Raw genomic sequence first — 16,680 nt, forward strand, 5'->3', positions numbered from 1 at the left:
TGAACATCCAGTTTTGAGAATTGCTTGCATTTTATCCATTGCCGCGGGAAACAAAGGCCCCATATGCTGCGCAAAGCATAATCAGAAGGACATATCCGATGACCCTCAACCAACCCGTTCCGCAGCCTGTCTTCGCCCTCGCCGAAACAGCCGCCCCAGTGCTCGGCGACCTGCCCGGCTGGAAGCTTTCGGACCTTTATCCGTCGGGAGATTCGGCCGAATACAGGGGTGACCTGGAGAAAGCGGCGTCGATGGCGGCTGCTTTCGAGCAGAAATGGAAGGGCAAGCTTGAGGCCGCCGCAAAGGCGACGGGCGAAAAGGGCATCGGCGCGGCGCTGAAGGAATATGAAGCGCTGGACGATCTTATCGGCCGCATCGGCTCTTTTGCCGGGCTCACCTATTTTTCCGACACATCCAATCCGGCAAACGGCAAACTCTACGGCGACGCCCAGGCGAAACTGACGGATATTTCCTCCCACCTCCTGTTCTTCACGCTCGAACTCAACCGCATCGACGACGCCACGATGGACGCCTGCATGGCGAATGATGCAGCTGCAGGGCATTACCGCCCCTGGCTTGTGGATTTGCGCAAGGACAAGCCGCACCAGCTCGATGATCAGCTCGAACAGCTTTTCCTTGAAAAATCGATGACCAGCGCCGCGGCGTTCAACCGCCTCTTCGACGAGACGATGGCAGATCTGCGTTTCGACATAGACGGCGCAAGCCTGCCGCTGGAAGTGACGCTCAACATGCTTCAGGAGCCGGAACCGGAAACCCGAAAGAAGGCGGCGGAAGCGCTGAGCGCCACCTTCAAGGCCAATCTGCGGGTCTTCACGCTCATCACCAACACGCTCGCCAAGGACAAGGATATTTCCGACCGCTGGCGCAAATTCGAGGATATTGCCGATAGCCGCCATCTGGCGAACCGCGTCGAGCGCGAGGTTGTCGATGCGCTGGCGGCGGCAGTCAAAAAAGCCTATCCCCGCCTTTCGCATCGCTATTACGCCATGAAGGCGACGTGGCTGGGCATGGAGCAGATGAATTATTGGGACCGCAACGCACCCCTTCCCGATACGTCGAACACGATCATTTCGTGGGATGAGGCAAAGGATACCGTACTTTCCGCCTATGGCGACTTCGCGCCGGAAATGGCCGATATTGCCCGCCGCTTCTTCGATGAAGAATGGATCGACGCCCCTGCCCGCCCCGGCAAGGCGCCGGGTGCCTTCGCACATCCCACCGTGCCCTCGGCCCATCCCTATGTGCTGGTCAACTATCTCGGCAAACCACGCGACGTGATGACGCTTGCCCATGAGCTTGGCCATGGCGTGCATCAGGTTCTGGCCGGCGAACAGGGGGCCCTGATGTGCGCGACGCCTCTCACTCTGGCTGAAACGGCCTCGGTGTTCGGGGAAATGCTGACCTTCCGCAAACTGCTCGATGACACGAAGGATGTTCGGGAACGCAAGGCCATGCTCGCCCGCAAGGTCGAGGACATGATCAATACGGTCGTGCGCCAGATTGCTTTTTATGAATTCGAGCGCAAGCTTCACACTGCGCGCAAGCAGGGTGAACTGACCTCCGAGCAGATCGGCGACTTGTGGCTTTCCGTTCAGGCCGAGAGCCTGGGTCCGGCGATCCGGATTTCCGAAGGCTATGAAACCTGGTGGACCTACATCCCCCATTTCATCCACTCGCCCTTCTATGTGTACGCCTATGCCTTTGGCGATTGCCTGGTAAACTCGCTTTATGCGGTTTACCAGAAGGCCGAGTCGGGCTTTCAGGAGAAGTATTTCGAGCTTCTGAGGGCGGGCGGCACCAAGCACCATTCGGAACTCCTGAAGCCCTTCGGCCTTGATGCGACCGATCCCTCCTTCTGGGACAAGGGGCTTTCGATGATCGAGGGGCTGATCGACGAGTTGGAAGCGCTGGATAACAGGCAGGCTTAATCTCATCCACCGGCAGGGCTATCCTGTTCCGGATAAGCTTTGCCGGTTGATGGTGCCGGCACAGGATGCCGGTCATCAATTTCGGACGACGAGCACAGGCCATGAAACGCAAACCCGCCGATCTGACCTTGAGGGAAACGCTGCGCTGGGAGCAACAGACCGGCTTTCAGCGCATTGACCAGCATATCCGCCGGCTGCTGCGCTCTGCCGACGCGCTCGGTTTCCGTGCCCCGGCCAATGCGGTTCAGGCGCTGGAAAAGGCGGTGGGCGGCGACAAGCCGCTCTGCGTCAGGCTGGTGATGAACTACAAGGGGGAACTGGACATCGAAACCACCGCGTTCGAGCCCCTGCGACAGGATACGGTCTGGCGGGTTCGTATCGCCCGGAACGTCAAACTCGATTCCACTGATACCTTCTATCGCCATAAGTCCTCGCGCCGCGAACCCTATGACGCCGCCCGTGCTGAATTTTCAGCCGGAGAGGCCGACGAGGTACTGCTGCTCAACGAACGCGGCGAATTGTGCGAGGGATCATCGACCAGCATTTTCGTGGAAATGCCAGATGGGCAATTGCTAACGCCGCCGCTCGACAGCGGCATTCTGCCGGGCGTGCTGCGCGCCGATCTGATCCGCGAACGCAAGGCGCGTGGACAGGCACTGAGGCCGGAAGACATTGCCGGCCGCAGGCTCTTCGTCGGCAATTCGCTGCATGGGCTGGTTGCGGCGGAACTCATCTAAACCGTTACCGCCAGAAGCCGGTCGCGGCCCTTCTCCTTGGCCGCATAAAGGGCCTGATCGGCACGCGTGAAAATATCGTCCGCGCTTTCCGCCGTCCGATAGGCCGTCATGCCGGCCGAGCAGCTGTAGGAAAAATCCGGAAAATCCGCGAGAGGTCGCGAAAGCCGAACTCGCTGCAGCAGCCGCTCTACAATGTCCCGCCCCTCGGCAAGAGACGTTCTCGGCAGGACGAGCATGAATTCTTCACCACCGATCCTGCCGAAACAATCGACCCTGCGGATGACGGAATGGGCGACGCCGACAAAATCGCGCAGCACCGCGTCACCGCACTTATGACCGAAACGATCATTGATCTGCTTGAAAAAATCGATATCGAGCGTGCAAAGGCAAAAAGAGGCCTCCAGCCCCTTTGAGACCTGCTCGACCTGCAACGCCAGCTTGGCGAAGACGAAGCGACGGTTCGCCGTTCCCGTGAGTTCGTCCGTCTGGGAGGCGCGTACGGCCAGATCCCTGTCCTGCCTCAGCGTTCTGTAACCCTGGCGCAATTCGGTGACATCGCTTGCAACGCACAGCATCCAGCCATCCTGCTGCACCGTTTCCGTCATCCAGAACCAGCGGCCGTCATACATGTCCATCTCAAAGGCGCGGTAAGGCAGCTTGCCGCGACGGGACTGCGCCGACAGCAGCCATCCCTCGAAATCATTGTTGCGAATGACGACACCGGTCCGCAGCCGGTGGTTCAGCCGCATGATATCCGCCCAGGTCGGAAAATCATCTTCGGCAAGCCTGAAGCTCTCCCGAAACGACGGATTGGCATGCCGCAACCGATCGTCGGAATCATAGAGGGCGATCAAAACGGGGGTGGCACTCTGAAGCGCTGTTACACGCGCGAAAAGATCACTCAACAGGCAACTCCTGTGATGGAGAAATCCCTCCTCCATCATCCGGTCAAGCCCCCCGAGCCTTGGTCGATGGCGAAAAGAAGAGTTCAATTATAGACGCGCCCTCCAAAATGCGAAGAGGCAGAATGAAGGGAAGAGAAGCTGAACCGACCTTGCGGGCAGCACCGTCATATGTCCGTCATCTGCCTGCCCTTTATTGTGGCACGCTTTTGTGATCTAGCTTACTTATTGGCTGAAAAAGGAAAATTGACGAATGACGGACGCAAACCACCCGATTTATGGCGATATCGATGGCCCAATCATCATGATCGGCTTCGGCTCCATCGGGCGCGGCACTCTTCCGTTGATCGAACGTCATTTCAATTTCGACCGGACCCGCCTCGTCGTCATCGATCCGCGCGCAGACATCGCCCCGTTTCTGGCCGAGAAGGGCATCCGTCATATCCAGACACACCTGACAAAGGAGAACTATAAGGAGGTTCTCAAGCCGCTTCTTAAAGGCGTGCGGGGTCAAGGTTTCTGCGTCAACCTTTCCGTGGATGCCGCATCCGTCGATCTCATGCGGATTTGCCGTAAACACGGCATGCTCTACATCGACACCGTCGTGGAGCCATGGCCCGGCTTTTATTTCGATGCCGATGCCGACAATGCCGCGAGAACGAATTATTCGCTGCGCGAGACCATGCTCAAGGAAAAGGCGCGCAGACCCGGCGGCACGACGGCCGTTTCGACCTGCGGCGCCAATCCGGGCATGGTCTCGTGGTTCGTGAAACAGGCACTCGTCAATCTCGCAAAGGATATCGGCGTCGACATCGAGGAGCCGCAGTCCCATGACCGGGAAGGCTGGGCGAAACTGATGGAGCGGCTTGGCGTCAAGGGTGTTCACGTGGCTGAACGCGACACCCAGCGGGCGAAAGAACCCAAGCCCTTCGGCGCTTTCTGGAACACGTGGTCCGTCGAAGGTTTTATCGCGGAAGGTTTTCAGCCGGCAGAGCTCGGCTGGGGAACGCATGAGAACTGGATGCCGAAAAACGCAAAAAAACAGAAGAAGGGCAGCAAGGCAGCGATCTATCTCGATCAGCCGGGCGCCAACACAAGAGTACGCACATGGTGCCCGGGCCTTGGGCCGCAATATGGATTTCTCGTCACGCACAATGAGGCGATTTCGATTTCGGATTATTTCACCGTCCGCAACGAAGGTGGCGACGTGACATACCGACCCACCTGTCATTATGCCTACCATCCCTGCAACGACGCGATTCTCTCCCTGCATGAACTCTTCGGCAATGGCGGCATTCCTCAGCCGGTTCAGCATGTGCTGGGCGAAGACGAGCTTGTCGATGGCGCCGACGAGCTGGGCGTCCTGCTCTATGGTCACGAAAAAAACGCCTATTGGTATGGCTCCCGGCTCAGCCTGCAAGAGGCGCGGTCGCTTGCCCCGAACCAGAACGCGACCGGACTGCAGGTCAGTTCGGCGGTGCTGGCCGGCATGGTCTGGGCGCTCGAAAATCCTCAGGTCGGCATCGTCGAAGCCGACGAGATGGACTATCGCCGCTGCCTTGAAGTGCAGCGCCCCTATCTCGGCCCGGTCGAGGGTCATTATACCGACTGGACACCGCTTGATGGTCGTCCCGGCCTGTTCCCCGAAAATCTCGACAAGTCCGATCCCTGGCAGTTCCGCAACATCCTCGTGCGCTGATGGAAGAGTCTCATATTTGCCACGCCGGGACTTTCCTGAATGACCTCAGGAACCGGGGAGAGCGAACAACGTTGCCTTGAAATAAAGAACGCTTCACGGCATGGTCGAAGCAAGAAGCTTTTATCGAATCGCAGGAGAACAGGCTCATGAACTTCAAGACAAGCGCGGCTTTGCTTTCAGCCGCCATCGCGGTGTCTTCATGCGTCGCGCCGGGTCCATCGCAGCAAACCTCGATGGCGCCGTCCCTGTCCCGCGGGCCGGCTGTCGACGGCCGCTGGATCGACCGCAACGGCATCGTATCGACCTTCCAGAACGGCGCCTTCTCCACCCGGTCGACCGACACCAACACGCTGCTGGCCTCCGGCACCTATGTCACCATTTCGCCGACGCTTTACGAAATCAATATGACGTCGCTGGTGCGCAACACGCAGTCGCGCGTCAACTGCGCCCTCGTCTCCCCGTCACAATTGAACTGCACGACGGACACAAACAGCCAGTTCTCGCTCACGCGTCAGGGCTGATAATATCACCTATTCAATAAGATAAACCCCTCAGACGCACGCCTTTGGCGTGCGTTTTTCTTTATTGCCTACCTGTCATAATTTCGCTTGCGGCGACTGCCGCTAAATGGAAACATCCGGTTTTCGAAAGACTGACATGTTTTCGGACTAAAGAATGAGCGCGGTCGGAGAATGATCAACCGGCCAGGGCTTCCGCTTTGAACAGGAGAGAGGGACCATGAAGAAAATTTTGGGACTGGGCATGCTGAGCGTTTCGGCGATAACGCTTTCCGCCGGCGCGGCTCTGGCCGATTACGAGCTCAACATTCTTCACATCAACGATTTTCACTCCCGTATCGAATCGATCAACAAATTCGACTCGACCTGCTCTGCGGAAGAGGAAGGCAAGAATGAATGCTTCGGCGGTGCCGCGCGCCTGCTGACAGCGATCAACCAGACAAGGGATGCCCTGAAGGCCGGGGGAAAAAACGTCCTGCTGCTCAATGCCGGCGATAATTTCCAGGGCTCACTGTTCTACACCACCTACAAGGGCACGGTGGAAGCGGAAATGCTGAATGCCATGAAGTTCGACGCGATGACCGTCGGCAACCATGAATTCGACGATAGCGAGGACGGGCTCGCCGGCTTCCTCGACAAGGTTCAATTCCCCGTCGTAACCGCCAACGTGGTGGCCACCGCCGCCTCTAAAATCGGCGACCGGGTAAAGCCGTCCATCGTGCTCGAGGTCGGCGGACAGAAAATCGGTATCGTCGGCGCCGTTGCCAACGATACGGCCGAACTGGCAACACCTGGTCCCAACATCACCATTGCCGAAGATGTCGCGAAAATTAGCGAACAGGTACAGAAGCTGAAGCAGGACGGCGTCGATAAGATCATCGCGCTCACCCATGTCGGCTACCCGCGCGATCTGGAATTCATCGCCAAAATTCCCGATGTCGATGTTGTGGTTGGCGGCCATTCGCATACGCTGCTGTCGAACACCGACCAGAAAGCCGAAGGCCCTTATCCGACGCTCGTTGACAATCCCGGCGGCTACAAGGTTCCTGTCGTGCAGGCCGGCCAGTACAGCAAATATCTTGGCGACCTCAAAGTCGTCTTCGACGACAACGGCGTGGTGAAGGAAAGCAAGGGAGACCCGATCCTCGTCGATTCCTCCTTCAAGCCCGATGAAGCCACGCTGAAGCGTATCGATGAACTGAAGGCGCCGATCGAAGCCCTGAAAGCCAAGGTGGTCGGCACTTCTGAGGGCCCGATCGAGGGCGACCGCAAGATTTGCCGCGTGAAGGAATGCTCGATGGGCAATCTGGTGGCCGACGCAACGCTGGCCCGTGTCAAGGATCAGGGCGTCACCATCGCTTTTGCAAATAGCGGCGGCCTGCGTTCCTCCATCGATGGCGGCGATGTCTCCATGGGTGAAGTGTTGACGGTTCTGCCGTTCCAGAACACCGTCGCAACCTTCCAGCTCAAGGGCGAGGATATTCGTGCCGCCCTCGAAAACGGCGTCAGCCAGATTGATGACGGTGCGGGCCGCTTCATGCAGGTTTCCGGCATGAAATATTCCTTCGACCGCTCGAAGCCGGCCGGCAGCCGCGTCGTTTCCGTCGAAGTCAAGGAAGGCGATGCCTTCGTGCCTCTCGATCCCGCCAAGACCTATATCGTGGCGGCCAATAACTACGTGCGGACCGGGGGTGACGGCTTCAAGGTTTTTGCGACCAAAGCCATCAACGCTTATGATTTCGGCCCCAATCTCGAGGAGGCCGTTGCGGCCTATATTACCGCCAACAGCCCCTATAGGCCCTATACGGATGGCCGCATCGCCGAAGTGACGCCCGCAGGTTACGTCGCCCCGGCGAAGCCCGCAGCACCCGCGCCGGCAGCGACGACAGCCGCTCCGGCCGCCACGCCGGCACCCGCGCCTGCAGCCCCTGCCACCCCCGCACCGCCCACAACGACGCCTGCTGCAGCTGCTGCAGCCGCCAGCAAATATGTGGTGGAAAAAGGCGATTCGCTCTGGAAAATTGCTGCGGAGAAATATGGCGACGGCGCGCTCTGGCAGAGAATTGCCAAGGCAAACACGCTGAAGCATCCGAACCACATCGAAATCGGCGAGGAGCTGGAACTGCCGGCTCAATAAGCGGGGCTGCAGCAGACAGGGCAATATGCCGCAGACACGAAGCCGGCCCTCGGATTTCTGGGCCGGCTTCTTTTTTATAATGAAAAACAGTTACTTACGAGAATAATTTTGCCGCCTGAAGGCATGTGCCTGCCGGAATGGCGGAAATAGCCGGTGGCGGTGGTTTAATCCTGAAGAATTTCGTCTAGAACACGATGAACAAAGTAACGCCACGGGCGTATAGCTCGGGCACGTCCGGCCAAACTTCATTGCTGTTTGCGTTGGGGTCAATAAACAGACGATGGAACGTTTCCAGCCTTTATCCGGGGCGGAGCGTCCCTCGCACAACCAGTTCGAGTTTCAGGGTATCATTCATGGTGACAGAACTATCCGCACTCCCCGCGAACCATCCCCGTGTCGCATTTGGCAAGGTGGGCGTGCTGCTCGTCAATCTCGGCACGCCCGATGGTACGGATTATTGGCCGATGCGCCGTTATCTGGCGGAGTTCCTGAGCGACAAGCGCGTGATCGAATGGTCGCGCCTCTACTGGTACCCGATCCTTTACGGCATTGTCCTCAACAAGCGCCCGCAGAAGGTTGGCAAGGCCTACGAGGAAATCTGGAACCACGAGCGCAATGAAAGCTACCTGCGAACATATACGCGCAGCCAGGGCGAGTTGATGGCGCAGGCATTGAAGGATTTGCCCAACGTGGTTGTGGACTGGGCAATGCGTTACGGGCAGCCTTCCATCGCCTCGAAGATCGACGCGCTTAAAGAACAGGGCTGCGAAAAAATCCTGCTTTTTCCGCTTTATCCGCAATATGCCGCGTCCACCACGGCGACCGTGAACGACAAGGCGTTTGAACATCTGATGAAACTGCGCTGGCAGCCGGCGATCCGCACCGTGCCGCCCTATCATGACGATCCCGCCTATATCGAGGCGCTCGCCGCCTCCGTCAAAAAACATCTGGCGACGCTGGACTGGGAGCCGGAGATGCTGATCACCTCCTTCCACGGCATTCCGCAATCCTATTTCAAAAAGGGCGACCCCTATTATTGCCATTGCCAGAAAACCGCCCGTCTGCTGCGGGAGGCTCTGGGCTTGACGGAAAAGAACTTCATGATCACGTTCCAGTCCCGTTTCGGACCGGAAGAGTGGCTTCAGCCCTATACCGACAAGACCGTGGAAAAACTCGCCTCGGAAGGCATCAAACGTATAGCCGTGATGAATCCCGGCTTCGTATCGGATTGTCTTGAGACCCTGGAGGAAATTGCCGGTGAAGCCGGAGAAATCTTCCTGCATAATGGCGGCGAGAAATTCACCCACATCCCATGCCTGAATGACAGTGCCGAGGGCATGACCGTTCTCGAAAAGGTTGTGCGGCGGGAGTTGCAAGGCTGGGTGTAATCTTGCCATAACGATACGGGGGTAAACCCTGATCATGATGTGCTGGAGGGTAAAGTGATGATCGCATTGGGCGGTTTCGACATCGTCGTCTTGGCAGCCGTGGTTCTGGTCATTCTGGTGCTGTTTGCCGGCATCAAGACCGTGCCGCAGGGATACCGCTATACGGTGGAACGTTTCGGGCGCTATACGCGCACGCTCGAGCCTGGCCTGAACCTCATCGTACCCTTCTTCGAGCGCATCGGCGCCCGCATGAACGTGATGGAGCAGGTGCTCGACATCGCCACACAGGAAGTCATCACCCGCGACAATGCCAGCGTTTCCGCCGATGCGGTGGCGTTTTATCAGGTTCTGAATGCGGCGCAGGCTGCCTATCAGATCGCCAATCTGGAAAACGCCATCCAGAACCTTACCATGACCAATATCCGCTCGGTCATGGGTTCGATGGACCTCGATGAATTGCTGTCGAACCGAGACGCCATCAACGACCGCCTTCTGCGCGTGGTGGATGAGGCCGTGGGACCTTGGGGCATCAAGGTCACCCGCATTGAAATCAAGGATATCGCGCCGCCGAAGGATCTCGTCGATTCCATGGCGCGGCAGATGAAGGCGGAGCGCGAAAAACGCGCGCAGGTGCTGGAGGCGGAAGGCGCCCGCAATGCCCAGATTTTGCGCGCGGAAGGCGCAAAACAATCCGCTATTCTGGAAGCGGAAGGCCAGCGCGAAGCAGCGTTCCGCGACGCCGAAGCGCGCGAACGTCTCGCCGAGGCCGAAGCCAACGCCACCCGGATGGTGTCGGAAGCCATTGCTGCTGGCAATGTCCATGCCATCAACTATTTCGTTGCTCAAAAATACACTGAAGCACTTGCCGAGATCGGCACAGCCAAGAATGCCAAGATCGTGCTGATGCCGATGGAGGCCTCGGCGCTGATCGGCTCTCTCGGCGGTATCGGCACGATTGCGAAAGAGGTCTTCGGCAACGACGGAGACGCGCCCACTGCTCCCGCCGCCCCCGCATCCTCCCGCTCCGTGCCGCCGACACGGGCTTCGGGCCAGACGATTAACGTCACGGCTCCCGGCAATCCCTTCGGTTCTTCCTCGGAGAAGTGAAGATGCTGCAAGGGCTTGCCACGGAACTTGGACCATGGAGCTGGTGGATCGTCGCTTTCGTGCTGCTCGCTGCCGAACTCATCGCCCCCGGCGTCTTTCTGATCTGGATCGGCCTTGCCGCACTGGTCATCGGTGCGCTCTCCCTGCTCCTTTGGCAAACAGCGTTTTGGGCGTGGCAATTGCAGTTAGTGATGTTTGCCGCGCTCTCCGTCGTTTTCGCTCTGCTCGGCCGGAAATACTTCGGCAGAAACCGGGCGACAAGCGACGAGCCCTTCCTCAACCAGCGAGAGGCAAGCCTTGTCGGCCGCACATCGACGCTTCAGGAACCGATTGTCGAAGGGCGGGGCCGTATCAGGCTGGACGATACCTGGTGGCCGGTCAACGGTGAAGACCTGCCGGCGGGAACCCGGGTGAAGATCGCTTCCGCCCGGGGACGAACGCTGACAGTCGAGCCGTTAGAGCGATAGGTTTCAGGATCAGCCTTCTCAGGATCGGCTGGCCTCAGGCCACGCCGATTCTCAGCAGATCGTGGAAATGCACCAGTCCTATCGGCCGGTTATCGTCATCGACCACGATCAATGCGCCGATGTGGAATTTTTCGAGCGTTGCCAGCGCACCCGTTGCCAGGACCGATTTTTTGACCGTCTTGGGCGTCCGGGTCATGATATCGTCCACAGTCAATTCGGCAAGATTGCGCGACAGGTTGCGCGCCATGTCCCCCTCGGTGACGATGCCGCACAGACGCCCGTCCTCATCGAGAACGCCGACGCAGCCGAAATGCTTGCGGGAGAGAACACCCACGGCTTCCGGCATGGCCGTTCCCCTTTTGACCAGCGGCACACGATCGCCGGTATGCATTATGTCGCTGACCAGCGTGAGACTGGCGCCCAGCTTGCCGCCGGGGTGAAATACCTTGAAATCGCCGGCCGTAAAATTGCGCGCTTCCAGCAGCGCAACAGCAAGGGCATCACCAAGTGCAAGCTGCATCAATGTGGAGGTTGTGGGCGCAAGGCCAAGCGGGCAGGCTTCCTGCTCATTGGGAACCAGCAATACGATATCGGAAGCCTTCGCCAGAGATGATGTCTCGGAACAGGTGAGCGCGATCAGCGGAATGGAAAAGCGGCGCGAATAATTGATAATGCTGCGCAATTCGGCACTTTCCCCACCCTTGGAGATGGCGAGAACCACGTCGTCGCCGCCGATCATGCCCAGATCGCCGTGATTGGCCTCCGCCGCATGGACAAAAAATGCCGGCGTTCCAGTGGACGCAAAGGTGGCCGCCAGCTTCGCACCTATATGCCCGCTTTTGCCCACACCGGTTATGATGAGACGGCCGTTCGACTGGCCGATTGTTTCGATCGCCTTGCAGAAGGGGACCGAGAGACCGTCTCGCAGAGCCGTCTCGAGGGCGGCAAGGCCCGCCCGCTCCATCGAAATCGTCCGTACGGCGGATTCGATGGCATTGTCTTCGACCAAGTTGACGGCGCGCGTAATCATGGCCGACTGTTACTCTTTCAGCCGGAATAAGTCCACTCCCTGCCGGAAACCGCCTGCTTCAGTGGCGCAGATCCGGCGGAGAAATTTCCTCCATGGTTCCCAGCCGCTTAAAGGGAATGTTTTCTTCATCGACGAGATATCGGCCAGCGGTCCTCACCCAGGAAACCGAACCGTCGGTGCGGCGCACGGCATATTCCTGATTGTAGAAGCTCGCATCCTTCAGGGTGTTCAAGGCGGTCTCTATAACCCGATTCCGATGATCCAGATCCACTTTTTCGAGTATCTGGAAAATACTGATGCCCTGCATTGCCTGTCTTAGTGGAATTCCGAGTAGTTCAGCGCACACTTCATCCAAATAGAAGCGGTCATTGGTAATATCCCAACAATAGAAACCGACCTGTTTGATATTCAAAACGGCTTTCATGAAACTACACTGTCACACAAAATAAAATTCAATACGATTTGCCGGGCAATGGAAGGTCAACTTTCGTTAATCATAGGGCGATTCCGTGCCAAATTGAAACGTTTTAATCTTTTCATATTAGGAATTTGCATTTGCGAACAGCCCCGCTGCCGCCAGCTCTGACCGGTGCGCGCAGGTAACGGGAGTGGACGGTACTCCAGGACGCCTCCCCGTGACACCAGGAAATTCCGGCGATCTTTATCAACTGTTAACCATAAAAAACCTATTGTTAAAGCGATGTTAAAACTTGCGTCGACTGTTTGGTCCCTGGTTTGTCCATGTCGTTTCGTCGGCCTTTCTGACTGGGGCCTGCGGCAATGTATTGGCGGACTGTCGGTCCGGCATTCGGCCCATTCGCCGGGTGAAAAGGAATGACTGTGAAGGGCACCGCCACACGTCTGCCGACGTCGCGGAAAGCAGCAACCCTGCTGCTCGCCTGCACGCTTTTTTACCACCACGAAGATGCTTCTGCACAGACGGCGACTGCCGCCCCGGCAATGCCGGGCGCCGCTACCACGACCGATGGCATTGGCTCCGCCGCTCCCGCACCGACCCCCGGGACAATAGCGGGTACGGCCCAGGCCACAACGGCACCTGTACCCACGCCCCAACTCTGGCGTCCCTCAAATAATCCTGGTGACGCGATTTCCGAGCAGCAGGACGAAGCGGGGCAGCCCTATGCCGACGCAGACAACCCCTATGAGCCGACCGTGGACGGGGGCGAAAACCCACGCGTTGTTACCGAACCCGGACAGACTCCGGGAATTCGGCTGGGCACCCTTCTGCTCAGGCCTTCGATCAGTCAGACCATCAACACGGAAAAACAGAGAAATACGGGTGGTCCCTCGCGACGAAACTATCTGACGACAGGCATACGCGGAACGCTCACCAGCGACTGGTCCCGCCATGCTTTGACCGTCACCGGAGACGGCGCGTGGGAGAAAAACTTCGGTGATAAGGACGGAGAAGAACCAAGGGCGCGGATAGAGGCCGATCTGCGTCTTGACCTCGGATCAGAAACAACCGCCAACCTCAAGGCCGGTTACGAATTCAGCCGTGAAGACACGACCGATCCCAATGCCTTGACCGGCGCCGCCGTGCAGGGTGGCGAACACCGTTTCAGCGCCGGAGCATCGATAGAGCGGGATTTCGGCAAGCTGCGAGGTCTGGCCGCGCTTGACCTGTCCCGTACGGTGTATACCGACGCGAAGGGTCTCGATGGCCGGCCGATCAGCCTCAGTGACCGTGACCAGAATGGTGCGAATCTGCGCGGACGCCTCGGCTATGAGCTGTCACCAGCGCTGATCCCCTTCCTCGAACTGAACGCCGGCACAACGAAATATGACAGCCGCCTCGACAATTCCGGTTATGCCCGTTCATCCAATGCCTATGGGGCGAAGATTGGGGCAGAGGTCGATCTCGGCGAAAAGACCCGTGGCGAAGCCGCCATCGGTTATCTGCGCAAACAATATGACGATGATCGCCTTGCGTCGATCGGCGCGTTGACGCTGGACGGCGAACTTAACTGGTCACCCCAGCGCGGCACGAATGTCAATCTTGGCCTGCGCACGACAATAGAGGATTTCGCCGGCGGCCCGCAGGGCGGATGGGTTTCCTATCGCCTGGATGCCGGGCTGACCCACGAATTGCGCAGCAATCTGGTAGCGCGATTGACCGGCCAAATCGTGCATCGCACATTCCCCTCCTCCGATACGGAGGACGCCGTGGAATATACGGCGGGAGCCGGCCTGACCTGGGGTCTCAACCGTTATCTCGATCTGACTGCCGATGTCAGCTACCAGTGGACACCGGTTTATGACAGCAGCGAACTTCGCGTCGGTGCAGGGCTTGTCCTGAAGCGATAAGCGCCAAATAAAAATCCCGGCGCGAAGGCCGGGATTTTGTCATCTATTCTCTGGTCTCTCACTTCAGCCCGTCGATCAGGGCCTTGATCGGCTCTTCGATTGCCGGACGGATATCGCCGCGCTCGAGAGCGAAAGCGACATTGGCCAGAATGAAGCCATCCTTGGCGCCGCAATCGAAGGTCTGACCGCGGAAATGATAGCCTGCAAACTCTTGCGACTTGGCAAGCGTCAGCATGCCGTCCGTCAACTGGATTTCATTACCGGCGCCACGCTCCTGATTTTCGAGAATATCGAAAATCTCGGGCTGAAGAATATAGCGACCGTTAATGTAGAAATTCGAAGGCGCTGTACCCTTTGCAGGCTTTTCAACCATTTCGGTGATCTTGAAACCCTCACCCACGGTCTCGCCAACGCCGACGATACCATATTTATGCGTCTGGTCGGGAGCGCATTCCTGCACGGCGATGACGTTGCCCTGGGTCTGGTCGTAAAGTTCGACCATGCCCTTCAGGCAGCTTTTCTGTGAATGCATGATCATGTCAGGCAAAAGCACGGCGAAGGGCTCGTCGCCGACGATATCACGGGCGCACCAGACCGCATGGCCCAGGCCGAGCGGCACCTGCTGGCGCGTGAAGCTTGCGGTGCCTGCCTTGGGCAGAAGGCCAGCCAGCAGTGTCAGCTCGGCATTCTTGTTGCGCTCGCGCAGCATTTGTTCAAGTTCAAATTGAATATCAAAATAATCTTCGATCACCGCCTTGCCGCGGCCGGTGACAAATACAAAATGCTCGATACCCGCTTCTGCCGCTTCATCGACGACGTACTGAATAACCGGCTTATCTACGACGGTGAGCATTTCCTTTGGAACTGCTTTGGTTGCGGGCAGAAAGCGCGTGCCGAGACCTGCGACGGGAAATACGGCCTTCCGAATTTTCTTATGTTCTACCACATATTCCTCCTGAGAGATAACACTTGATCACAATCCCCGCACGCTGTTGTTATTTCAAAAACAACAACGTTTTGTAAAGGGTGACGCTACCATCTATTAATGGTAAAGAATTTGTTGACGTTCTTTTGTTATCCATGATGACGCCCGATGCGTTTTCGCAATCGAAATGACATTCGAGAGAACGAAAGACAGACGATGACAAAGATGATCCTTTCAGATGTCCGCAAATTCGGCTGCATGGTGGCTGCTGGCCTCGTAATCTCACTGGCGCCGGTTTCGGCCCGCGCCGATGCGGGATTCCGTCAGTGGATCAACCAGTTCTATGCAACAGCCGCGAAAGAAGGCATTAGCAAGGCGACCTATCAGAAAGCCTTTGCCGGCGTTAGCGAGCCGGATCCCGACGCGTTGCGCAAGGCCACTTTCCAACCGGAATTCACAACGCAAATCTGGGATTATCTCGACTCCCGCGTCAATCCGTACACGGTGCGGATTGGCCGCGAAATGAAGATGAAGCACGCGACGACCCTCAACTGGATCGAGCGCAACTTCAACGTCGACAAGCACATCATTCTCGCCATCTGGTCGATGGAATCGAATTACGGCGCGGTTCTCGAAAAGCCGGAGCGTCTGCACAACATCCCGCAGGCACTGGCAACGCTCGCCTATTCCGATCCCAAGCGCGCCAAATTCGCGCGTACGCAATTGATTGCCGCGCTCAGGATCCTTCAGGCGGGTGACGTCACCCCCAAACAGCTGACGGGCTCCTGGGCCGGCGCGATGGGCCATACACAGTTCATCCCGACAAGCTACCTGCTCTACGCGGTAGATGCGGATGGCAATGGCAAACGGGACATCTGGCATTCCGTCCCGGACGCTCTCGCAACTGCCGCCAATCTTCTCGCGAAAAACGGCTGGGAGCCCGGCCGGACATGGGGTTACGAAACCGCCGTTCCGCGTGGCGGCGCGCGGTATGAAGGCCAGACGAAGACCATCGCTGAATGGGCAAAGCTTGGCTTCACCCGCCCCAACGGCAAGAATTTCACCCGTGGCTCCGACCGCGCGATGCTGAAACTACAGGGCGGGGCAAACGGCCCGGGCTTCCTGATGATGAAGAACTTCTTCACCATCAAGAAATACAACGCCTCCGACAGCTATGCGCTCGCCGTCGGACTGCTCGCGGATGAAATCGCCGGTTACGGCGGCATGCAGCAGAAGTGGCCGCGTCCGGACGGTACGCTGGATATTCGCGAAAAATTCGAACTCCAGACCCGCATGAAGGAACTCGGCTATTATGACGGTGAAGTCGACGGCAACTTCGGCTCCGGTTCCAAGGCCGCCATCAGTGCCATCCAGTCACGCATGGGGATGGACGCGGACGGCCAGCCGTCGCAGCGGTTGCTGAGAGCCCTTCGCAACTGATAATGTGCCGGCGAGTTCGGCGGCAATTACGAAACGCCGCCGAAATATCCGGA

At 58.0% G+C, this 16,680-nt stretch carries 14 protein-coding genes; 10 read left to right on the forward strand and 4 right to left on the reverse strand.

Features of this window, described 5'->3' with window-relative positions; all coding sequences use genetic code 11:
• The first annotated feature begins 98 nt into the window (after positions 1-98).
• Entirely contained in the window at positions 99-1,949 is a 1,851-nt protein-coding gene (locus DOU54_RS25215; protein ID WP_113732029.1) for a M3 family oligoendopeptidase, read from the forward strand.
• 101 nt (positions 1,950-2,050) lie between these two features.
• Complete coding sequence (locus tag DOU54_RS25220) at positions 2,051-2,686, forward strand: aminotransferase class IV family protein (protein ID WP_072493443.1); 636 nt, start codon at positions 2,051-2,053, stop codon at positions 2,684-2,686.
• Here the strand turns inward: DOU54_RS25220 and DOU54_RS25225 are convergent.
• Positions 2,683-3,591, reverse strand: a complete 909-nt coding sequence (locus DOU54_RS25225; RefSeq protein ID WP_006697187.1) for a sensor domain-containing diguanylate cyclase — start codon at positions 3,589-3,591, stop codon at positions 2,683-2,685. The genes DOU54_RS25220 and DOU54_RS25225 overlap by 4 nt on opposite strands.
• Before the next feature lie 250 nt (positions 3,592-3,841).
• On the opposite strand from DOU54_RS25225, the gene DOU54_RS25230 reads away from it, so the two are divergent.
• The 6 genes from DOU54_RS25230 to DOU54_RS25255 all read left to right on the forward strand — a co-directional run bounded on the left by DOU54_RS25230 (position 3,842) and on the right by DOU54_RS25255 (position 10,904).
• Entirely contained in the window at positions 3,842-5,287 is a 1,446-nt protein-coding gene (locus DOU54_RS25230) for a homospermidine synthase (protein ID WP_072493310.1), read from the forward strand.
• A gap of 146 nt (positions 5,288-5,433) precedes the next feature.
• Positions 5,434-5,808 (forward strand): outer membrane lipoprotein Omp10, encoded by a 375-nt coding sequence (gene omp10, locus DOU54_RS25235; RefSeq protein WP_003506132.1) that lies wholly within the window; start codon positions 5,434-5,436, stop codon positions 5,806-5,808.
• Positions 5,809-6,025: 217 nt separating this feature from the next.
• Positions 6,026-7,942, forward strand: a complete 1,917-nt coding sequence (locus DOU54_RS25240; RefSeq protein ID WP_113732030.1) for a 5'-nucleotidase C-terminal domain-containing protein — start codon at positions 6,026-6,028, stop codon at positions 7,940-7,942.
• 353 nt (positions 7,943-8,295) lie between these two features.
• Entirely contained in the window at positions 8,296-9,330 is a 1,035-nt protein-coding gene (gene hemH, locus DOU54_RS25245; protein ID WP_113732031.1) for a ferrochelatase, read from the forward strand.
• 57 nt (positions 9,331-9,387) lie between these two features.
• Positions 9,388-10,437: an SPFH domain-containing protein gene (locus tag DOU54_RS25250; RefSeq protein WP_022563068.1), complete on the forward strand. Its 1,050-nt coding sequence runs from the start codon at positions 9,388-9,390 to the stop codon at positions 10,435-10,437.
• A gap of 2 nt (positions 10,438-10,439) precedes the next feature.
• Positions 10,440-10,904 (forward strand): NfeD family protein, encoded by a 465-nt coding sequence (locus DOU54_RS25255; protein ID WP_006697192.1) that lies wholly within the window; start codon positions 10,440-10,442, stop codon positions 10,902-10,904.
• 34 nt (positions 10,905-10,938) lie between these two features.
• Here DOU54_RS25255 and DOU54_RS25260 read toward each other — a convergent pair whose 3' ends face one another.
• Together DOU54_RS25260 and DOU54_RS25265 are read right to left on the reverse strand one after the other, a co-directional pair.
• On the reverse strand, positions 10,939-11,934 hold the full coding sequence (locus DOU54_RS25260) for a KpsF/GutQ family sugar-phosphate isomerase (RefSeq protein ID WP_006697193.1): 996 nt from the start codon (positions 11,932-11,934) through the stop codon (positions 10,939-10,941).
• A gap of 58 nt (positions 11,935-11,992) precedes the next feature.
• Positions 11,993-12,358: a PAS domain-containing protein gene (locus DOU54_RS25265; protein ID WP_035208590.1), complete on the reverse strand. Its 366-nt coding sequence runs from the start codon at positions 12,356-12,358 to the stop codon at positions 11,993-11,995.
• A 410-nt stretch (positions 12,359-12,768) separates the two neighbouring features.
• Between DOU54_RS25265 and uppP the strand changes: the two genes are divergently transcribed.
• The gene (gene uppP, locus DOU54_RS25270) at positions 12,769-14,262 is read left to right on the forward strand and encodes a polysaccharide biosynthesis protein UppP (protein WP_113732032.1); all 1,494 of its coding nucleotides are present in this window, start codon (positions 12,769-12,771) and stop codon (positions 14,260-14,262) included.
• A gap of 58 nt (positions 14,263-14,320) precedes the next feature.
• Here uppP and galU read toward each other — a convergent pair whose 3' ends face one another.
• Entirely contained in the window at positions 14,321-15,208 is an 888-nt protein-coding gene (gene galU / locus DOU54_RS25275) for a UTP--glucose-1-phosphate uridylyltransferase GalU (RefSeq protein WP_004445838.1), read from the reverse strand.
• Positions 15,209-15,403: 195 nt separating this feature from the next.
• Between galU and DOU54_RS25280 the strand changes: the two genes are divergently transcribed.
• Positions 15,404-16,627: a lytic murein transglycosylase gene (locus DOU54_RS25280; RefSeq protein ID WP_004445839.1), complete on the forward strand. Its 1,224-nt coding sequence runs from the start codon at positions 15,404-15,406 to the stop codon at positions 16,625-16,627.
• The last annotated feature ends 53 nt before the right edge of the window (positions 16,628-16,680 follow it).

Origin of the sequence: Agrobacterium sp. MS2 (assembly GCF_003261015.1) — a bacterium.
Lineage (GTDB): Bacteria > Pseudomonadota > Alphaproteobacteria > Rhizobiales > Rhizobiaceae > Agrobacterium > Agrobacterium pusense.